This window comes from Stenotrophomonas sp. 2YAF26 (assembly GCF_052114625.1).
Taxonomy (GTDB): Bacteria; Pseudomonadota; Gammaproteobacteria; order Xanthomonadales; family Xanthomonadaceae; genus Stenotrophomonas; species Stenotrophomonas indicatrix.
Map to the genome: position 1 here is coordinate 89,728 of NZ_JBFRFC010000015.1, position 14,772 is coordinate 104,499.

General features: G+C 66.6%; 14 protein-coding genes and 1 other RNA gene. 4 read left to right on the plus strand and 11 right to left on the minus strand.

Annotated features, from left to right (window positions below; all coding sequences use genetic code 11):
- Position 1 precedes the first annotated feature (1 nt).
- The 9 genes from murG to mraZ are packed head-to-tail and all read right to left on the minus strand — an operon-like array spanning position 2 to position 9,907.
- The gene (gene murG / locus AB4Y98_RS15655) at positions 2–1,090 is read right to left on the minus strand and encodes an undecaprenyldiphospho-muramoylpentapeptide beta-N-acetylglucosaminyltransferase (RefSeq protein ID WP_134832010.1); all 1,089 of its coding nucleotides are present in this window, start codon (positions 1,088–1,090) and stop codon (positions 2–4) included.
- Positions 1,087–2,406, minus strand: a complete 1,320-nt coding sequence (ftsW, locus tag AB4Y98_RS15660; protein ID WP_025876590.1) for a putative lipid II flippase FtsW — start codon at positions 2,404–2,406, stop codon at positions 1,087–1,089. Before ftsW ends, murG begins: the two co-directional genes overlap by 4 nt.
- Positions 2,406–3,491: a phospho-N-acetylmuramoyl-pentapeptide-transferase gene (mraY, locus tag AB4Y98_RS15665; protein WP_025876592.1), complete on the minus strand. Its 1,086-nt coding sequence runs from the start codon at positions 3,489–3,491 to the stop codon at positions 2,406–2,408. Before mraY ends, ftsW begins: the two co-directional genes overlap by 1 nt.
- The gene (locus tag AB4Y98_RS15670) at positions 3,481–4,875 is read right to left on the minus strand and encodes a UDP-N-acetylmuramoyl-tripeptide--D-alanyl-D-alanine ligase (protein ID WP_442244655.1); all 1,395 of its coding nucleotides are present in this window, start codon (positions 4,873–4,875) and stop codon (positions 3,481–3,483) included. The genes mraY and AB4Y98_RS15670 overlap by 11 nt, the downstream gene beginning before the upstream one ends.
- Positions 4,872–6,380: a UDP-N-acetylmuramoyl-L-alanyl-D-glutamate--2,6-diaminopimelate ligase gene (locus AB4Y98_RS15675; protein WP_025876596.1), complete on the minus strand. Its 1,509-nt coding sequence runs from the start codon at positions 6,378–6,380 to the stop codon at positions 4,872–4,874. The genes AB4Y98_RS15670 and AB4Y98_RS15675 overlap by 4 nt, the downstream gene beginning before the upstream one ends.
- Entirely contained in the window at positions 6,377–8,221 is a 1,845-nt protein-coding gene (locus AB4Y98_RS15680; protein WP_313251870.1) for a peptidoglycan D,D-transpeptidase FtsI family protein, read from the minus strand. The genes AB4Y98_RS15675 and AB4Y98_RS15680 overlap by 4 nt, the downstream gene beginning before the upstream one ends.
- Complete coding sequence (ftsL, locus tag AB4Y98_RS15685; protein ID WP_025876599.1) at positions 8,218–8,481, minus strand: cell division protein FtsL; 264 nt, start codon at positions 8,479–8,481, stop codon at positions 8,218–8,220. Before ftsL ends, AB4Y98_RS15680 begins: the two co-directional genes overlap by 4 nt.
- The gene (rsmH, locus tag AB4Y98_RS15690; RefSeq protein ID WP_442244656.1) at positions 8,478–9,446 is read right to left on the minus strand and encodes a 16S rRNA (cytosine(1402)-N(4))-methyltransferase RsmH; all 969 of its coding nucleotides are present in this window, start codon (positions 9,444–9,446) and stop codon (positions 8,478–8,480) included. The genes ftsL and rsmH overlap by 4 nt, the downstream gene beginning before the upstream one ends.
- Positions 9,447–9,460: 14 nt before the next feature.
- Positions 9,461–9,907, minus strand: a complete 447-nt coding sequence (gene mraZ / locus AB4Y98_RS15695) for a division/cell wall cluster transcriptional repressor MraZ (RefSeq protein WP_025876601.1) — start codon at positions 9,905–9,907, stop codon at positions 9,461–9,463.
- 324 nt (positions 9,908–10,231) lie between these two features.
- Between mraZ and AB4Y98_RS15700 the strand changes: the two genes are divergently transcribed.
- Both AB4Y98_RS15700 and AB4Y98_RS15705 read left to right on the plus strand, forming a co-directional pair.
- A complete protein-coding gene (locus AB4Y98_RS15700; protein ID WP_442244657.1) occupies positions 10,232–11,020 on the plus strand; it encodes an NRDE family protein in 789 nt (262 codons plus the stop codon).
- A 332-nt stretch (positions 11,021–11,352) separates the two neighbouring features.
- Positions 11,353–11,832, plus strand: coding sequence for a DM13 domain-containing protein (locus tag AB4Y98_RS15705; protein ID WP_312786598.1), 480 nt, complete (start codon positions 11,353–11,355; stop codon positions 11,830–11,832).
- Positions 11,833–11,966: 134 nt separating this feature from the next.
- Here AB4Y98_RS15705 and rnpB read toward each other — a convergent pair.
- Both rnpB and AB4Y98_RS15715 read right to left on the minus strand, forming a co-directional pair.
- An RNA gene (gene rnpB / locus AB4Y98_RS15710) (RNase P RNA component class A) lies at positions 11,967–12,318 on the minus strand.
- Between the two features lie 83 nt (positions 12,319–12,401).
- Positions 12,402–13,211 (minus strand): PDZ domain-containing protein, encoded by an 810-nt coding sequence (locus AB4Y98_RS15715; protein ID WP_181393114.1) that lies wholly within the window; start codon positions 13,209–13,211, stop codon positions 12,402–12,404.
- A gap of 120 nt (positions 13,212–13,331) precedes the next feature.
- Between AB4Y98_RS15715 and AB4Y98_RS15720 the strand changes: the two genes are divergently transcribed.
- Positions 13,332–13,934: a type IV toxin-antitoxin system AbiEi family antitoxin domain-containing protein gene (locus tag AB4Y98_RS15720; protein WP_108267210.1), complete on the plus strand. Its 603-nt coding sequence runs from the start codon at positions 13,332–13,334 to the stop codon at positions 13,932–13,934.
- Positions 13,931–14,761, plus strand: coding sequence for a nucleotidyl transferase AbiEii/AbiGii toxin family protein (locus AB4Y98_RS15725; protein WP_442244658.1), 831 nt, complete (start codon positions 13,931–13,933; stop codon positions 14,759–14,761). The genes AB4Y98_RS15720 and AB4Y98_RS15725 overlap by 4 nt, the downstream gene beginning before the upstream one ends.
- The last annotated feature ends 11 nt before the right edge of the window (positions 14,762–14,772 follow it).

Genomic DNA, 14,772 nt, shown 5'->3' on the forward strand with positions numbered 1-14,772 from the left:
TTCATACAGCTTCCTCGAGAATGATATCGGCGATGCGCTCGGCGGCATCGACCTTGGCCAGGGCACGCGCGGCTTGCGCCATCTGCATGCGGCGGGCGGGATTTTCGGACAGATCACGCAGCAGCGCGGCAATGCCGTCTGCCAACGTTTCGTCCTGCTTCAGCAATACGGCCGCATCGCGCTCGACCAGGTACTCCGCATTGCGGGTCTGGTGATCGTCGACAGCAGCGGGGAATGGCACCAGCACGCTGCCGATGCCGACCGCGCAGAGTTCGGCCAGCGTGGACGCGCCGGAACGGCATACCACCAGGTCGGCCCAGGCGAAGGCTTCGGCCATGTCGGCGATGAACGGTGTGACCTCGCCCTGCACGCCGGCCTTGGCATAGGCCTCGACCGCTTCGGCATGCAGCTTCTCGCCGCTCTGGTGACGCACCACCACCGGCACCTGCGCACCCAGGCTGGCCAGTGCCTGCGGCACGCCACTGTTGAGCGCGCGGGCACCCTGGCTGCCGCCCAGCACCAGCAGGCGCAGCGGACCGCTGCGATCGGCCAGCCGCTGCTGCGGCGGCGCGACGGCGGCGATTTCGGCGCGCACCGGATTGCCCACGAACTCCTCGCGTGCAGCGAAGGTGCCCGGGAAACCGGTCAGCAGGCGGCGCGCGTAGCGCGACAGGATGCGGTTGGTCAGGCCCGGCGCGCGGTTCTGTTCGTGCACGATCAGTGGCAGGCCGTGCAGGCGCGCGGCCATGCCACCGGGGCCGGAAGCGAAGCCGCCGAAGGCGACCACCGCACGCGGCTGGCGATCACGGATGATCAGGCCGGCCGCACGCAGCGCGCGCATCAGGCGCCACGGCGCGGCCAGCAGAGCCAGCTTGCCCTTGCCGCGCAGACCGGTGATGGCCAGCGTATCAATGTGGATGTCGTGCTGCGGAACCAGGCGGGTTTCCATGGCGCCATCAGCGCCCATCCAGGTGACCGGCACGCCACGCGCGCGCAGCACGCGGGCCACGGCCAGGCCCGGGAAGATGTGCCCGCCGGTACCACCGGCCAGGATCATCACCGGCCGGTTGTTGTTCTGGGCCGCGCTCATCCGAGCCTCCCGAAGGTGGGTTCGACGCGCGACTGCAGGCGGCTGGTGCCACGCACGGCGGCCGGCTCGGCCGCGGCCGGTTCGGCAGCCATCGGCACGTTCTTCGCCACCGGTGCAGCAGAAGGCTCGGCGGCGGCAGGGCCGGCAACATCGTCGGCGGCGCCCATGCGCACGGCCTGGCGGCGCTCGGCGCGCTTCAGTTCATAGGACACGCGCAGCAGCAGGCCCATCGCAACGCAGGTCATCAGCACCGACGAACCACCCGACGAAATCAGCGGCAGGGTCAGGCCCTTGGTCGGCAGGATGCCCAGGTTCACGCCGATCGAAACGAAGGTCTGCATGCTGATCCACAGGCCGATGCCGAAGGCGATGTAACCGGAGAAGTGGCGCTTCATTTCCACGCAGCGCATGCCCAGCCAGAAGGTTCGGCCGACCAGCAGCGCGTACAGGGCCACGATCACGCAGGTGCCCAGGAAACCGAATTCCTCGGCGGTGACCGAGAAGATGAAGTCGGTGTGCGCCTCGGGCAGGTAGTACAGCTTCTGCACCGAATTGCCCAGGCCAACGCCGGTCCACTCGCCGCGGCCCACCGCCATCAGCGCGTTGGACAGCTGGTAGCCGTCGCCCTGCTGGTCGGCCCACGGGTCGAGGAAGGAGGTGATGCGGCGCATGCGGTACGGCTCGATGATCGCCAGCGCGCTCATGCCGACCAGACCGATCACCACCGGCATCGACATGCGCGGCATGTTCACCCCGCCCAGCACCAGCATGCCGGCGGTGATCGCCAGCAGCAGGGTGGACGAGCCGAAGTCGGGCTGCAGCAGCAGCAGCACCACCAGCGCACCGGCCACGCCCAGCGGCTTGAGCATCGCCGGCCAGGTCGCGTTGACCTCGTCGCGGAAGCGCACCAGGTAGCTGGACAGCCAGACGATGTAGAGCACCTTCACCGCTTCGACCGTCTGGAACTTGGAGATGCCCAGGTTGATCCAGCGGCGGGCACCGTTGACGCTGCTGCCCAGACCGGGCACGAACACCACCACCAGCAGCGCGAAGCAGCCCAGCAGCAGCATCTGGTTGTACTGCTCGATGGTCTTCAGCTCGGTACGCGCGGCGAAGATGGCCAACACGATGCCGACCGCCAGGAAGATCAGGTGGCGGTTGAGGTAATAGAACGGGCTGCTCATCAACGCGATCGAGCTGGACGCCACCATCACCACGCCCAGCCCGGTGAGCGCGATCATCGCGCCGAGCAGCCACTTGTCGTAGCTGCCACCGATGGCCTCAAGGCGTGTTGCCTGGTGCGACAGGTCGTTCATCAGCGTACCTTCAACGTGGCCAGGCCGATCAGCACCAGCACGACGGAGATGATCCAGAAGCGCACGATCACGCGCGGCTCCGGCCAGCCCTTCAGTTCGAAGTGGTGATGGATCGGCGCCATGCGGAACACGCGCTTGCCGGTCAGCTTGAACGAGGCGACCTGGATCATCACCGACAGCGTTTCGATGACGAACACGCCGCCCATGATCACCAGCACCAGTTCCTGGCGGGTGATCACCGCGATGGTGCCCAGCACCGCGCCCAGCGACAGCGCGCCGATATCGCCCATGAACACCATGGCCGGATAGGTGTTGAACCACAGGAAGCCCAGCCCCGCGCCGGCGATCGCCGCACAGATGATGACCAGCTCACCGGCGCCCGGAATCTGCGGGATCTGCAGGTAGTTGGCGAACACCGCGTTGCCCGACGCATAGGCGAACACGCCCAGCGCGCAGGCCACCAGCACCGTCGGCATGATCGCCAGCCCGTCCAGGCCGTCGGTCAGGTTGACCGCGTTGGAGAAGCCGACGATCCAGAAATAGGCGATGGCCACGAAGCCTATGCCGGCCAGCGGCAGCGCCACCGACTTGAACATCGGGATGTAGAAGGTCAGCGCCGCCGGTACGTCGGCGGTCTGGAACAGGAAGATGCCCGCAGCCAGGCCGAAGATCGACTGCAGCAGATACTTCCAGCGCGACTTCAGGCCGTTCGGGTCGCGACGGACGATCTTGATCCAGTCGTCGTACCAGCCGATGGCGCCGAAGCACAGCATCACCGCCAGCACCAGCCACACGTAGCGGTTGCGCAGGTCGGCCCACATCAGCACCGACAGGGTGACGGTGAGCAGGATCAGCGAACCACCCATGGTCGGCGTGCCGGCCTTGGAGAAATGGGTCTGCGGACCATCGGTCCGGATCGGCTGGCCGCCCTTGAACTGGGCAAGCTTGCGGATCATCGCCGGGCCGAGCCACAGCGACAGGAACAGCGCCGTCAACGCGGCAAGGATGGCGCGGAACGTCTGGTAGTTGAACAGCCCGAACAGGCTCTCCAACTGCTGCAACCATCGAGCCAGTTCATACAACATGCGGGGATTCCTCTCCTTGCGCCAGCAGCGCTTTGACAATCGTGTCCATGGCGCTGCCACGGGAACCCTTGACCAGGCAGCGCACGCCGGCGTGCAGCGCTTCCTTCAGCGCCTGCGACAGCGCGTCATGGGTGGTGAAATGATGTCCGCCCTCGCCAAACGCAGCGGCGGCAGCGGCGCTGAGCGGGCCCAGCGCATACAGGCGCTTGAGGCCGGCGGCACGCGCGCGGATGCCCGCCTGTGCATGCAGCGCCTCGGCGTCGGCGCCCAGCTCGCGCATGTCACCCAGCACCAGCCAGCCCTCTTCCGGGGCGGCGGCCAGTGCGTCGATGGCGGCGGCCAGCGAACCAGGGTTGGCGTTGTAGCTGTCGTCCACCAGCACCGCGCCGTTGTGCAGCTGATGGGCGATCTGGCGGCCCGGCACCGGCTGCGCTTCCGCCAGGCCGGTGGCCACCAGTGACAGCTCGATGCCGGCGGCAAGCGCCAGGCTGGCGGCGGCCAGCGCATTGCTGATGTTGTGGCGGCCCGGCAGGCCCAGCACCACGCCCGCCTCGCCCATCGGCGTGACCAGGGTGAAGCGGCTGCCCTGCGCACCGGCGCGGATGTCGCGCGCGGTGACGTCGGCGGTGTGTTCCAGGCCATAGCGCAGCACCCGGCAACGTGCCGGGGTACCGATGAAATGCTGTTCGAACCAGCGCCCGTAGGCATCGTCGGCGTTGATCACGGCCACGCCATCGGCCGGCAGTGCGGCGTAGATAGCGCCCTTGGTCACCGCCACGCCGAGCAGGCTGCCCATCCGCTCCAGGTGGGCCGGGGCGATGTTGTTGACCAGGGCATAGCGCGGGCGCGCGATGTCGGTCAGGTAGGCGATGTCGCCCGGCTTGCCAGCGCCCATCTCGTAGACGGCGTAGTCGGCATCTTCCGGTGCGTCGATCACCGCCAGCGGCAGGCCGATCTCGTTGTTGCGGTTACCCGGGTTGGCGTAGACCACCTTGTGCGCGTGCTGGGCCACCTGCTGCAGGATCGCCAGCAGCAGGCTCTTGACGCTGGTCTTGCCGTTGCTGCCGGTGATGGCGAATAGTTCGGTCGTACGGTCGCGCTGCATGCCGGCGGCGATCTTCGCCAGCGCGCGCTCGCTGTCGGCCACCAGCACCTGCGGCAGGTCCAGCGGCAGCAGGCGCTCGACCAGCAGCGCGCTGGCGCCACGTGCCTGCGCGTCAGCGGCGAAGTCATGGCCGTCGAAGCGTTCGCCACGCAGCGCCACGTAAAGGCTGCCCGGGCCAAGGCTGCGGGTATCGTTGCTGATGGCGTCGATGGCCACGTCGTCGCCGTGGATCTCGCCACCGGCCCAGTGTGCGATCAGCGAAAGCAGGGTGCGCTTCATGCGGCGCCCTCCCCGGCCTGAGCGGCCAACACACCGGCCTTCGCAGCCAGCGCGGCGGCCGATACTTCGGTGTCGTCGAAGTCATGCCGCACGCCATTCACTTCCTGATAGGGCTCGTGGCCCTTGCCGGCGATCAGGATGATGTCGCCGGCACCGGCGCGCTTCACCGCCAGGCCGATCGCACGCGCGCGGTTGCGCTGCACGGTCACGGCCGAGGCATCGGTGAAACCGGCCAGGATGTCGGCCACGATCACGTCGCCGTCTTCGCCACGCGGGTTGTCGTCGGTGACGATGACCTGGTTGGCCAGGCGCTCGGCAATGGCAGCCATCTGCGGGCGCTTGCCGGTATCGCGCTCGCCACCGCAGCCGAACACGCAGAACAGCGTGCCCTGCAGGTGGCCGTGCAGGCTGTCCAGCGCCTGTTCCAGCGCGTCGGGCGTATGTGCGTAATCAACCACCACGGTCGGCAGGCCATCTTCGCCGCCCAGGCGGTTCATGCGGCCACGGATCGGCTGCAGTGCCGACAGCACCTCGGCGATGCGCGGCAGCGGATGCCCCAGCGCATGCAGGCTGCCGGCCACGGCCAACAGGTTGTCCACGTTGAAGCGGCCCAGCAGCGGCGACTGCACTGCAGCGCGCTGGCCGTCGATGACCAGTTCGAAACCGATGCCGCGGCCATCCAGCTGCAGCGCTTCGGCGCGCACGCTGGCACCGTCGGCACCACGCGAGCTCAGGCCAATGGCCTGCACGCCCGCCGGCAGGCCGGCGAACAGCTGGCGACCGAACGCATCGTCAAGATTGATGACCGCCGCCTTCAGGCCCGGGCGATGGAACAGCCGCGCCTTGGCCGCGCCGTAGCTGGCCATGTCGCCGTGGTAGTCAAGGTGATCGCGGGTGAGATTGGTGAACACCGCCACGTCGTAGTGCACGGCATCCACGCGGCCCTGGTCCAGCGCATGCGAGCTGACTTCCATCGCCACCGCGCGCGCGCCATCGTCGCGCAGCTGCGCCAGCAGTGCATGCATCTGCAGCACCAGCGGGGTGGTGAAACCGGTCGGCTCGACCGCACCATAAAGTCCGGCGCCCAACGTGCCGATACTGCCACTGGGCGTACCGAGCAGGTGCCAGGCCTGGGCCAGCAGCTGCACGGTGGAGGTCTTGCCGTTGGTGCCGGTCACGCCAACCATGGTCATCGCCCGCGAAGGCGCGCCATGGAACTGGTCGGCCATCGCCCCCAGACGCGCACGCAGGTCCGGCACGGCGATGGCATCGGCCGGCGCAGGCAGTTCAGCGGGCGCCGGCGCTTCAAACAGGATCGCGCCGGCACCGGCTGCGCGCGCCTGCTCGACAAAGCCCAGGCCATGCGCGCCGAAACCGGCGATGGCGACGAAGGCATTACCGGGGCGCACGGCACGGCTGTCCAGCACCAGGCCGGTCAGAACGGGATCATGGCCCGCCAGGGCCACGTCCGGAAGCAACTGCGAAAGCAACATCGAAGGGCTCATTGCGTGCCTCCCGTCGCGGGCGGCACATGGGATTGCGCGCTGGGCAGCGCGGCATCGAATTCAGCGGCGGCATCCACCGGCAGTGCGGCTTCGGCCGGCGGTACCGGCAGCACCGAGGCCGAATGCCCGATCTTTCCGGACTGCTGGGCAGCCAGCCACGACTGCAGGTCATCCAGCGGCACGTCCATCAGGCGCAGGGTGCCTTCCATCACGTTGTGATAGACCGGCGCCGACACCAGGCCGCCGTAGAACTTGCCGCCCTGCGGATCGTTGATGACGATGACGGTGGCAAAACGCGGATTGGTGGCCGGCACCACGCCGGCGAACAGCGCGTTGTAGTGGCCGCGCTCGTAACCACCGGGGCCGGTCTTGCGCGCGGTACCGGTCTTGCCGGCCACGCGATAGCCCAGTACCGCCGCCTGCTTGGCGCCACCCTGGGTAACCACCGTTTCCATCATCGCCACCACCTGCTTGGCGACGTTCTCGTCGATGATCTGCTGGCCTTCGTTGCGCTGGCCCTTCACGAACGTCGGCGCGATCAGCTTGCCGCCGTTGGCCAGCGCCGAGTACGCGGTGGCGATCTGCAGCGGCGTGACATTCAGGCCATAGCCGTAGGACATGGTCGTCTTGGTGGTGCCCGACCAGCGGGCCGGACGCAGCACCACGCCACCGGACTCACCCGGGAAACCGCTGTGCGGGACCGAGCCGTAGCCGAAACGGCGCACACCGTCGTAGAACACCTGGTCGGGCATCTTCGCCGCAACCTTGGCCGCACCCACGTTCGAGCTGCGGGTGATCACGCCGGTGACGTTCAGCACGCCGTTGTTGCGCGGCACATCGCGGATGGTGAAACGCCCCAGGGTCATGTAACCCGGGTTGGTATCGATGACGGTGTCCTTGGTCACCGCACCGGCCTGCAGCGCGGTGGCGATGGTCAGCGGCTTCATCGTCGAGCCCGGCTCGACCAGATCGGTCACCGCGCGGTTGCGGCGCGTGTCCGGCTGTGCGTTGGTCAGCGAATTGGGGTTGTAGGTCGGCAGGTTGACCATGGCCAGGATCTCGCCGGTGGTCACGTCCATGATCACCATCGAGCCGCCGGCCGCCTTGTTGGCCACCAGCGCGTTGCGCAGTTCCTTGAAGGCCAGGTACTGGATGCGGCGGTCGATGCTGAGGGTCAGGTCCTTGCCCGGCTCGGCGGCGCGCAGCAGATCACTTTCAACCGTTTCGCCCTTGCGGTTGCGGATCACCCGCTTGCCGCCGGGCTTGCCACGCAGCCATTCGTCGAAGGCCAGCTCCAGGCCTTCCTGGCCGCGGTCATCGATGTTGGTGAAGCCGAGCACGTGCGCCATCGCTTCACCCTGCGGGTAGAAACGGCGGAACTCGCGCTGTGCCGCCACGCCCGGAATCTTCAGTGCGACCACGCGCTCTGCCTCGTCCGGATTGATCCGGCGACGCAGGTACATGAATTCCTTGTCCGACTTCTGCGACAGGCGGCTGCTCAGCTCGTCCACCGACATGCCCACCGCCTGTGCCAGCTCGGGGATGCGCTCGGGCGAACGCAGCAGGTCCTGCGGGTTCACCCAGATCGAAGCGACCGGCGTGGACACCGCCAACGGCTCGCCGTTGCGGTCGGTGATCATGCCGCGCGAAGTCTTGATCGGCAGTTCGCGCAGGTAACGTGCTTCACCCTGGCGCTGGTAGAAGTCGCTGTTGATGATCTGCACGTAGGCGGCACGACCGACCAGCGACACCGAGCACAGGCCGAGTGCCAAGGCCACCCAGCGCAGGCGCTGGCGCAGGTTGAAGGCGTTGCGGGGACGGTTGCGGCCGGTCTTGCTCATGGGCGCACCACCACCACGTCGGCGGCTTCGGGGAACTTCATGCCGAGCTTTTCGCGGGCGATGCTGTCCACGCGGTTGGCTTCGGCCAGGGTCGCCTGCTCCAGCTGCAGGCGGCCGAATTCGATGTTCAGGTCATCACGCGCACGCTCGGCGCGCGACAGCTCGATGAACGTCTGCCGGTGACGGTGACGCACGAACACGACGCCGATCGCCGAGGCCACGGTGCAGGCCAACAGGATGATCAGCAGCAGCCGGCTCATGCATCGGCCTCCCGCTTCTGGGCGACACGCAGCACCGCGCTGCGGGCGCGCGGGTTCATCGCCAGCTCTTCGTCGGTGGCCTTGATGGCGCCACCGATCAGGTCCAGCGTCGGCACGAACACCTGCGCCTCGGGCAGCCGGCGGTTGGCCGGCGGCGCCTTGGCCAGGCGGTTCATGTACTGCTTGACGATGCGGTCTTCCAGCGAGTGGAAGCTGATGACCGCCAGCCGGCCACCGGGCTTGAGCCGCTGCACGGCCGCATCGAGCCCGGCTTCGAGATCGGCCAGTTCGCGGTTGATGTGGATGCGGATGGCCTGGAAGCTGCGCGTGGCCGGATGGATCTTGTCCTTGCCGCGCGGCATCACCGAGGCGATCAGCTCGGCCAGTTCGGCGGTACGGGTGAACGGCTGCTTTTCGCGGCGGGCCACGATGGCGCGGGCGATGCGCCGGCTCTGCCGCTCTTCGCCGTAGGTCCACAGCACGTCGGCGATCTCACGATCTTCCACGCGGTTGATCCACTGCGCAGCACTTTCGCCACTGTCCGGGTCCATGCGCATGTCCAGCGGGCCGTCCTTGCCGAAGCTGAAACCACGCTCGGCCACGTCCAGCTGCGGCGAGGACACACCAAGGTCGAACAGCACGCCGTCCAGGCCTTCGGCGGTCTCGTTCCACTGCAGCAGCTGGGCGAAGCTGCCACGGAAGATCGACACGCGCGGGTCCGGCGCGAAATCGCGCTCGGCAACGGCAATGGCTTCCGGATCCTTGTCCATGACCAGCAGGCGTCCCTCGGGACCGAGCTGGGTGAGCACGCCACGTGCATGACCGCCACGACCGAACGTGCCATCCAGATAACGTCCGTTTTCGATCACCCTCAGGCCTTCCAGGACCTGGGTGTACAGGACCGGCAGATGCACCGCCGGCGACTGCGACACCGGAAGGTGACCGGTCTGCGCTTCTGGGCGCATCCGGGCACCCCGGCTCACAACTTCAGGTCGAGCAACCCATCACCCAGATCCTCATCAGACAACGTCTGCTGGATCAGGGCCCGATGCGCCTGCTCGCTCCACAATTCGAATTTGTCGCCCATACCGAGCAATACCGCCTTCTTCTCAATGCCCACCGCACCGCGGTGGCTGGCGGGAATGCTGATGCGACCGTTGCCGTCCAGCTCCAGGTGGGCGGCTGAACCGACCAGCTTCTGCTGCAGCAGACGTACGACGCGCTGTGTGTTGGGTTTGGACATGACGTCGTCGCGCACCCGCTCCCATTCCGACTCGGCATACAGCCACAGGCAGCCCGATTCGAAGGGGTTGTAGGTCAACACGAGACGGTTGTTGCTGACGCGCGCAACGAGGTCGCGGTGAGCGGTGGGAACCGCCATGCGTCCTTTGTCGTCAACTGTGATGGCCGTCTCGCCCTGGAACACGACGCCTGCACCTTATCCTTCGCCCGGTGAAACATTGAACCACGAAAATCCACAAAACACCCGGATTTCCCTCTGATGCCCACCTTAGCAGCGGCCCAAGGGTTGTCAACAACTTTTCAGCAGGGAAATCGCCAGCCGCATCAATGGTTTGCGCCGATGTTTAGAGAGTTGTTCAAGGTTTATCCACAAGTTGCTGATCCGTCTCAATTTTTGAGATTGAACGGAAGTTCAGGGGTGTGGAGGGCGCGTGAAACATGGGCTGCGCATTCATCCGGAACGGGCCGAAAGCGACGCCGTTCTGCGCAAACCGGGCACAATGGCCCCATGTGCCTGCTTGCTCTTGGCTGGTTGCACCACCCGCGCTGGCGATTGGTGATGGCTGGCAATCGTGATGAGTTCCACGCCCGCCCCACCGCGGCCCTGGCCCCCTGGCAGGATGAGACGTCCGTCATCGGCGGACGCGACCTGCGCTCCGGCGGCGGTTGGGCCGGCGTCGGTGCCGGCGGCCGCATGGCGGTGGTGACCAATGTCCGCGATCCGCAGGCGTCCCAGACCGGGCCGTCACGTGGCGCCCTGGTGGCCGACTACCTGCGTGGCCGCGATCCGGCGGGTATACATATAGAACGCCTGGCCGGGATCTCCGCTGCCTATGCCCCGTTCAACCTGCTGCTGGCCGATGGCCACAGCCTGGAGTATCTGGGCAACCACCCGGCCGAGCGGCAGACGCTTGGCCCGGGCGTGCATGGCATGTCCAACGGCGCGCTTGATGCGCCCTGGCCGAAGACCCGGCGGCTGATGGATGCGCTGTCGGCGTGGCTGGAACAAGACGGGGTCGGATCCCTCTCCCGACGGGAAAGGGCGCTGACCCCAGACCTGACCCCACTCTGGGATGCCCTGGCCGACGAACACCGCCCGGCCGACAGCGACCTGCCCGATACCGGCATCGGCCTGGAGCGCGAACGCTGGCTCAGCCCCGCCTTCATCCGGGGCGACGATTACGGCACCCGCGCCAGCACGGTGCTGCTGATTGACGCGAACGGCCAGGGCGAAATCCACGAGCGGCGATTTGGGCCGCAGGGTGTACCCGGTGGACAGAGTCACGTCATTTTCTGACCTGGTGATGCCCGACGTTGGCCGAACCCCCTTGCCAGCGGGGTAGTGCCGGCCGCTGGCCGGCAACCTCCGGATCTTCGGGCAGGTCACGCGGCTGCCGGCCAGCGGCCGGCACTACCCGCACCGCGTTGCCGCGACACAAGGCCGCCAACGGGGTCATTCAGCTTTCCGACGCAGCGCCTTTCCGCCCGCGCCACAGGGCCTGCGCCGCTGCAGTCACCCTACTGTGCCCTTTTCGCCTTCGGCACTGTGTCTATAAATGTCGCCCTCAGCCTCTCAAGGTGGTCCTGCCCGGTGCCATGCCGCGCGATCCACACTCACAAGGAGGCCCCATGCGCCGCATCCTCATCCTGCTCGCCACCCACGTACTCACCCTCGGCCTCGGCTTCGGTCTGGGCGTGTATTTCCTGCCCATCCTGATCGCGCCCGACGATCCGCCGGTCGAGCAGGTACAGACCGCGATGGCCGACGCCACCTATCGCACCACCTTCCGTCGCGACCTCAAAGGCAGTGACGCGGTGCATTGGGCCGAAGGCAAGGTCAGCGTCAGCGCCCGCCAGGTCGCCTTCGACGGCAAGATGGGCCCGGGCCCGGACTACAAGGTCTACCTGGTCCACGACTTCGTCGACAACAAGGCCGACTTCCTGAAGATCAAGGCCAAGGCCAAGCGTATCGGCGAGGTCAAGACCTTCAACCGCTTCCTGGTGGATGTGCCGGCCGATGTGGACGTGGACGAATTCACCACCGTCGTGGTGTGGTGCGAGCGCTTCTCGCAGTTCATTTCAGCCGGGCAGTACCGGAAGCCGGGCTGAGGCTGGACATCATCCGGGTAGTGCCGGCCGCTGGCCGGCAGCCGCGTGAACTGCCCGAAGATCCGGAGGTTGCCGGCCAGCGGCCGGCACTACCGGATCCACGCCATGCGTGGATGCACGTGGATGGAATGAAGGGGCGGAGCCGGCCGATAAGCCGGGTTCTGTCGTGGACAGTCATTCCTCTAGGCGTTACGTCGCCGCAACGCTCAAGCAACCTACCCGGATCCAACGCGGGCCGCGCCAATGGATCCCTATTTGGTCTTGCTCCAGGTGGGGTTTGCCGTACCGGTCTGTTGCCAGACTCGCGGTGCGCTCTTACCGCACCATTTCACCCTTACCGGCCTTCCGAAGAAGACGTAGGCGGTATCTTTCTGTTGCACTTTCCGTCGGCTTGCGCCGCCCAGGCGTTACCTGGCACCTTGCCCTATGGAGCCCGGACTTTCCTCGGCACCCCCGAAGGGATGACGCGACTGTCTGGCCGACTCCGCCGTGCGCATTCTACCGCACGCGGGCCTGCCCTGCCGGGTTGATCGCGGCGCGCGATTCATCCATCCACGCATGGCGTGGATCTACCGAGGCTTCGCACGCCCCATCAAGGCCGCCCGCGACTCCAGCTCCACCGTCACCGTCAATTCGCGCGACTGCGGCTTCATGCCGTCCCATTCAACCCGGCGCAGCCTCACCTCCACCCGGTCACCTGGATTGCGGGATTTCAACGCCTGCCCAATACCGAAGACCGTCTTCACCCGGGTGCCATCCACCGCCAGCACTTCATCCCCCATGCGCACGCCGGCCCGGCGCGCGGGACCGTCGTCGGGCTCGGCTTCAACCACGGCAGGGCCACTCATCTGAATCCCCAGCACCGGGCGCAGCGCATCATTGCGCAGATCACCCTCACCGGCCCGGTCGCGCGCAAGCTCGGCCGCGCCCAGCAAGGCGTCGTCCAACGCTGCGTCGAAATAGGGCGCGTTATCCACGAAGGCCCCGCACTGCCACTGCGCGCGTTCGGGCAGCTGCATGCGACCAGCGCGCAGCGCCAGTTGCAGGTCGCGCCACTGCGTCGCGCTGACGTACCGCTGCTGGGTACTTACTACCTGCTGGTACGCCGCCTCGATCGTTGCGCGGTTGTCGGCGTCCACCTGCAGGCAAGCGTCGTACGACTCCAGAACATCGCGCGCCATGCGGTACATCACGTAGCGACTGTAGTTCCGGGCCGGATCCAGCTGCTTGATGCTCACCAGACCGGGGTCGAACAGCGCGTAGCCGATGTAATCCCGGCCCAGATCGGCCTCGGTCATGGCCTCGATGTCGTCGCCCGCGGTGACCGGGGCGGGCGCGCCAACCAGGGCAAGCAGCAATGACAGTCCGTTTGCCAGCATCTTTTTCCTCCATGAAGAACTACGGGACTTCCCCCGACGCCCCAAAACTAACATCTCAACCCTTGTTCCAAATTGTCGGTATTTACTTCATTTATACCGACACTATGGAACAATCGCCCAATGACCGACCCACTCGCCATTGCCAAGGCCTTGATCCAGCGCACGGGCGCGGCACGCTCGCGCGATCTGGTCCGCGCCGGCGTAGCCCGCGCGCAGCTGTCGCGACTTGTCGCCGCTGGCAACTTGCAACGGCTGTCCCGGGGCGTGTACATGCTGCCCGGCCTGGCTTCGGCGGAAGGACAGGAGGGACTGCAGGTTGTCGCCGAGCGCACTGCTTCGCCGCGACTGTGCCTGCTGAGCGCCCTGCGCCAGCACGGCCTGACCACCCAGACACCCTTCGAAGTCTGGATTGCCATTGGCAACAAGGATCGTGCGCCCCGTATCGACTGGCCGCCTCTGCGGGTTGTCCGCATGTCGGAAAAGACACTGGAGGCGGGGCTGGAACCACTGCAGGTCGGACGCCGGCACGTGCGCACGACCTGCGTGGCCAAAACCGTTGCCGACTGCTTCAAGTACCGGAATCTGGTGGGTATGGACGTTGCCATCGAAGCGCTGCGGGACGCGCTGCGCGAGGGCGCGACCACCGTGGATGAGCTTTGGAGGTATGCACGCCTCTGCCGCGTTGCCAGACTGATGCGCCCCTATCTTGAAGCGCTGGCATGACCTCCACGCCCTCCTCAGACCGCATCCGCTCCATACGGCAGCGGCTGCGTGACCGCGCACGGGAGCGCGACGAAGACTTCCAGTTCGTACTGGATCGCTTCGCGGTAGAGCGGATGCTGTACCGGCTGTCGATGTCCCCTTACCGGCAGCAGTTCCTGCTGAAGGGCGCGATGCTTTTCGCGATATGGTTCGACGTTCCTCATAGGCCCACCCGTGATGCCGACTTCCTGGGGCACGGATCGTCTGATCCCCAGCAGCTGATGCGCATCGTGCATGACCTGTGCGCGATTGAACTGGACGATGGATTGCAGTTCGATGCGGCCTCGGCTGCCATCGAATCGATACGCGAAGGCTCCCACTACCAGGGACTGCGCATGCGACTGTGCGCTCAGTTGGGCAATGCCCGCTGCCACGTCCAATGGGATGTCGGGTTCGGCGATGCCGTCCATCAGCCGCCGCCTGAATGCAACTACCCGGTACTGCTCGATGAGTTCCCGTCACCCCGATTGCGGGTCTACCCGCGGGAAGCCGTCACAGTACTGGGCATCGCCAACAGCAGGATGAAGGACTACTTCGATCTGCTGGCGCTGGCGCGCGAAGGTGAAATGGCAACCTCCTCACTGAGCGAGGCGATTCGCGCGACGTTCGAACGCCGCGGTACACATTGGCCGCAAGCGCTGCCGTTCGGCTTGTCGAAGGCATTTGCCGACGATGCGCAGAAACAGGCGCAGTGGAGAGCCTTCCTGCGCAGAAATCGCCTGTTGGCCCCACCCTTGGACGTAGTGATAGGTGAAATCAGCACCTTCATCCGCACGCTGCACACGTAACGACCCTCGGG

What these genes read in the sequence shown, in the direction of transcription:
- AB4Y98_RS15715 (WP_181393114.1), bottom strand. Translation starts at nt 13,211, where the DNA reads ATGCTGGCAAACGGACTGTCATTGCTGCTTGCCCTGGTTGGCGCGCCC.
- AB4Y98_RS15670 (WP_442244655.1), bottom strand. Translation starts at nt 4,875, where the DNA reads ATGAAGCGCACCCTGCTTTCGCTGATCGCACACTGGGCCGGTGGCGAG.
- AB4Y98_RS15700 (WP_442244657.1), top strand. Translation starts at nt 10,232, where the DNA reads ATGTGCCTGCTTGCTCTTGGCTGGTTGCACCACCCGCGCTGGCGATTG.
- AB4Y98_RS15720 (WP_108267210.1), top strand. Translation starts at nt 13,332, where the DNA reads ATGACCGACCCACTCGCCATTGCCAAGGCCTTGATCCAGCGCACGGGC.
- mraY (WP_025876592.1), bottom strand. Translation starts at nt 3,491, where the DNA reads ATGTTGTATGAACTGGCTCGATGGTTGCAGCAGTTGGAGAGCCTGTTC.
- rsmH (WP_442244656.1), bottom strand. Translation starts at nt 9,446, where the DNA reads ATGCGCCCAGAAGCGCAGACCGGTCACCTTCCGGTGTCGCAGTCGCCG.
- ftsW (WP_025876590.1), bottom strand. Translation starts at nt 2,406, where the DNA reads ATGAACGACCTGTCGCACCAGGCAACACGCCTTGAGGCCATCGGTGGC.
- murG (WP_134832010.1), bottom strand. Translation starts at nt 1,090, where the DNA reads ATGAGCGCGGCCCAGAACAACAACCGGCCGGTGATGATCCTGGCCGGT.
- AB4Y98_RS15675 (WP_025876596.1), bottom strand. Translation starts at nt 6,380, where the DNA reads ATGAGCCCTTCGATGTTGCTTTCGCAGTTGCTTCCGGACGTGGCCCTG.
- ftsL (WP_025876599.1), bottom strand. Translation starts at nt 8,481, where the DNA reads ATGAGCCGGCTGCTGCTGATCATCCTGTTGGCCTGCACCGTGGCCTCG.
- AB4Y98_RS15725 (WP_442244658.1), top strand. Translation starts at nt 13,931, where the DNA reads ATGACCTCCACGCCCTCCTCAGACCGCATCCGCTCCATACGGCAGCGG.
- AB4Y98_RS15680 (WP_313251870.1), bottom strand. Translation starts at nt 8,221, where the DNA reads ATGAGCAAGACCGGCCGCAACCGTCCCCGCAACGCCTTCAACCTGCGC.
- AB4Y98_RS15705 (WP_312786598.1), top strand. Translation starts at nt 11,353, where the DNA reads ATGCGCCGCATCCTCATCCTGCTCGCCACCCACGTACTCACCCTCGGC.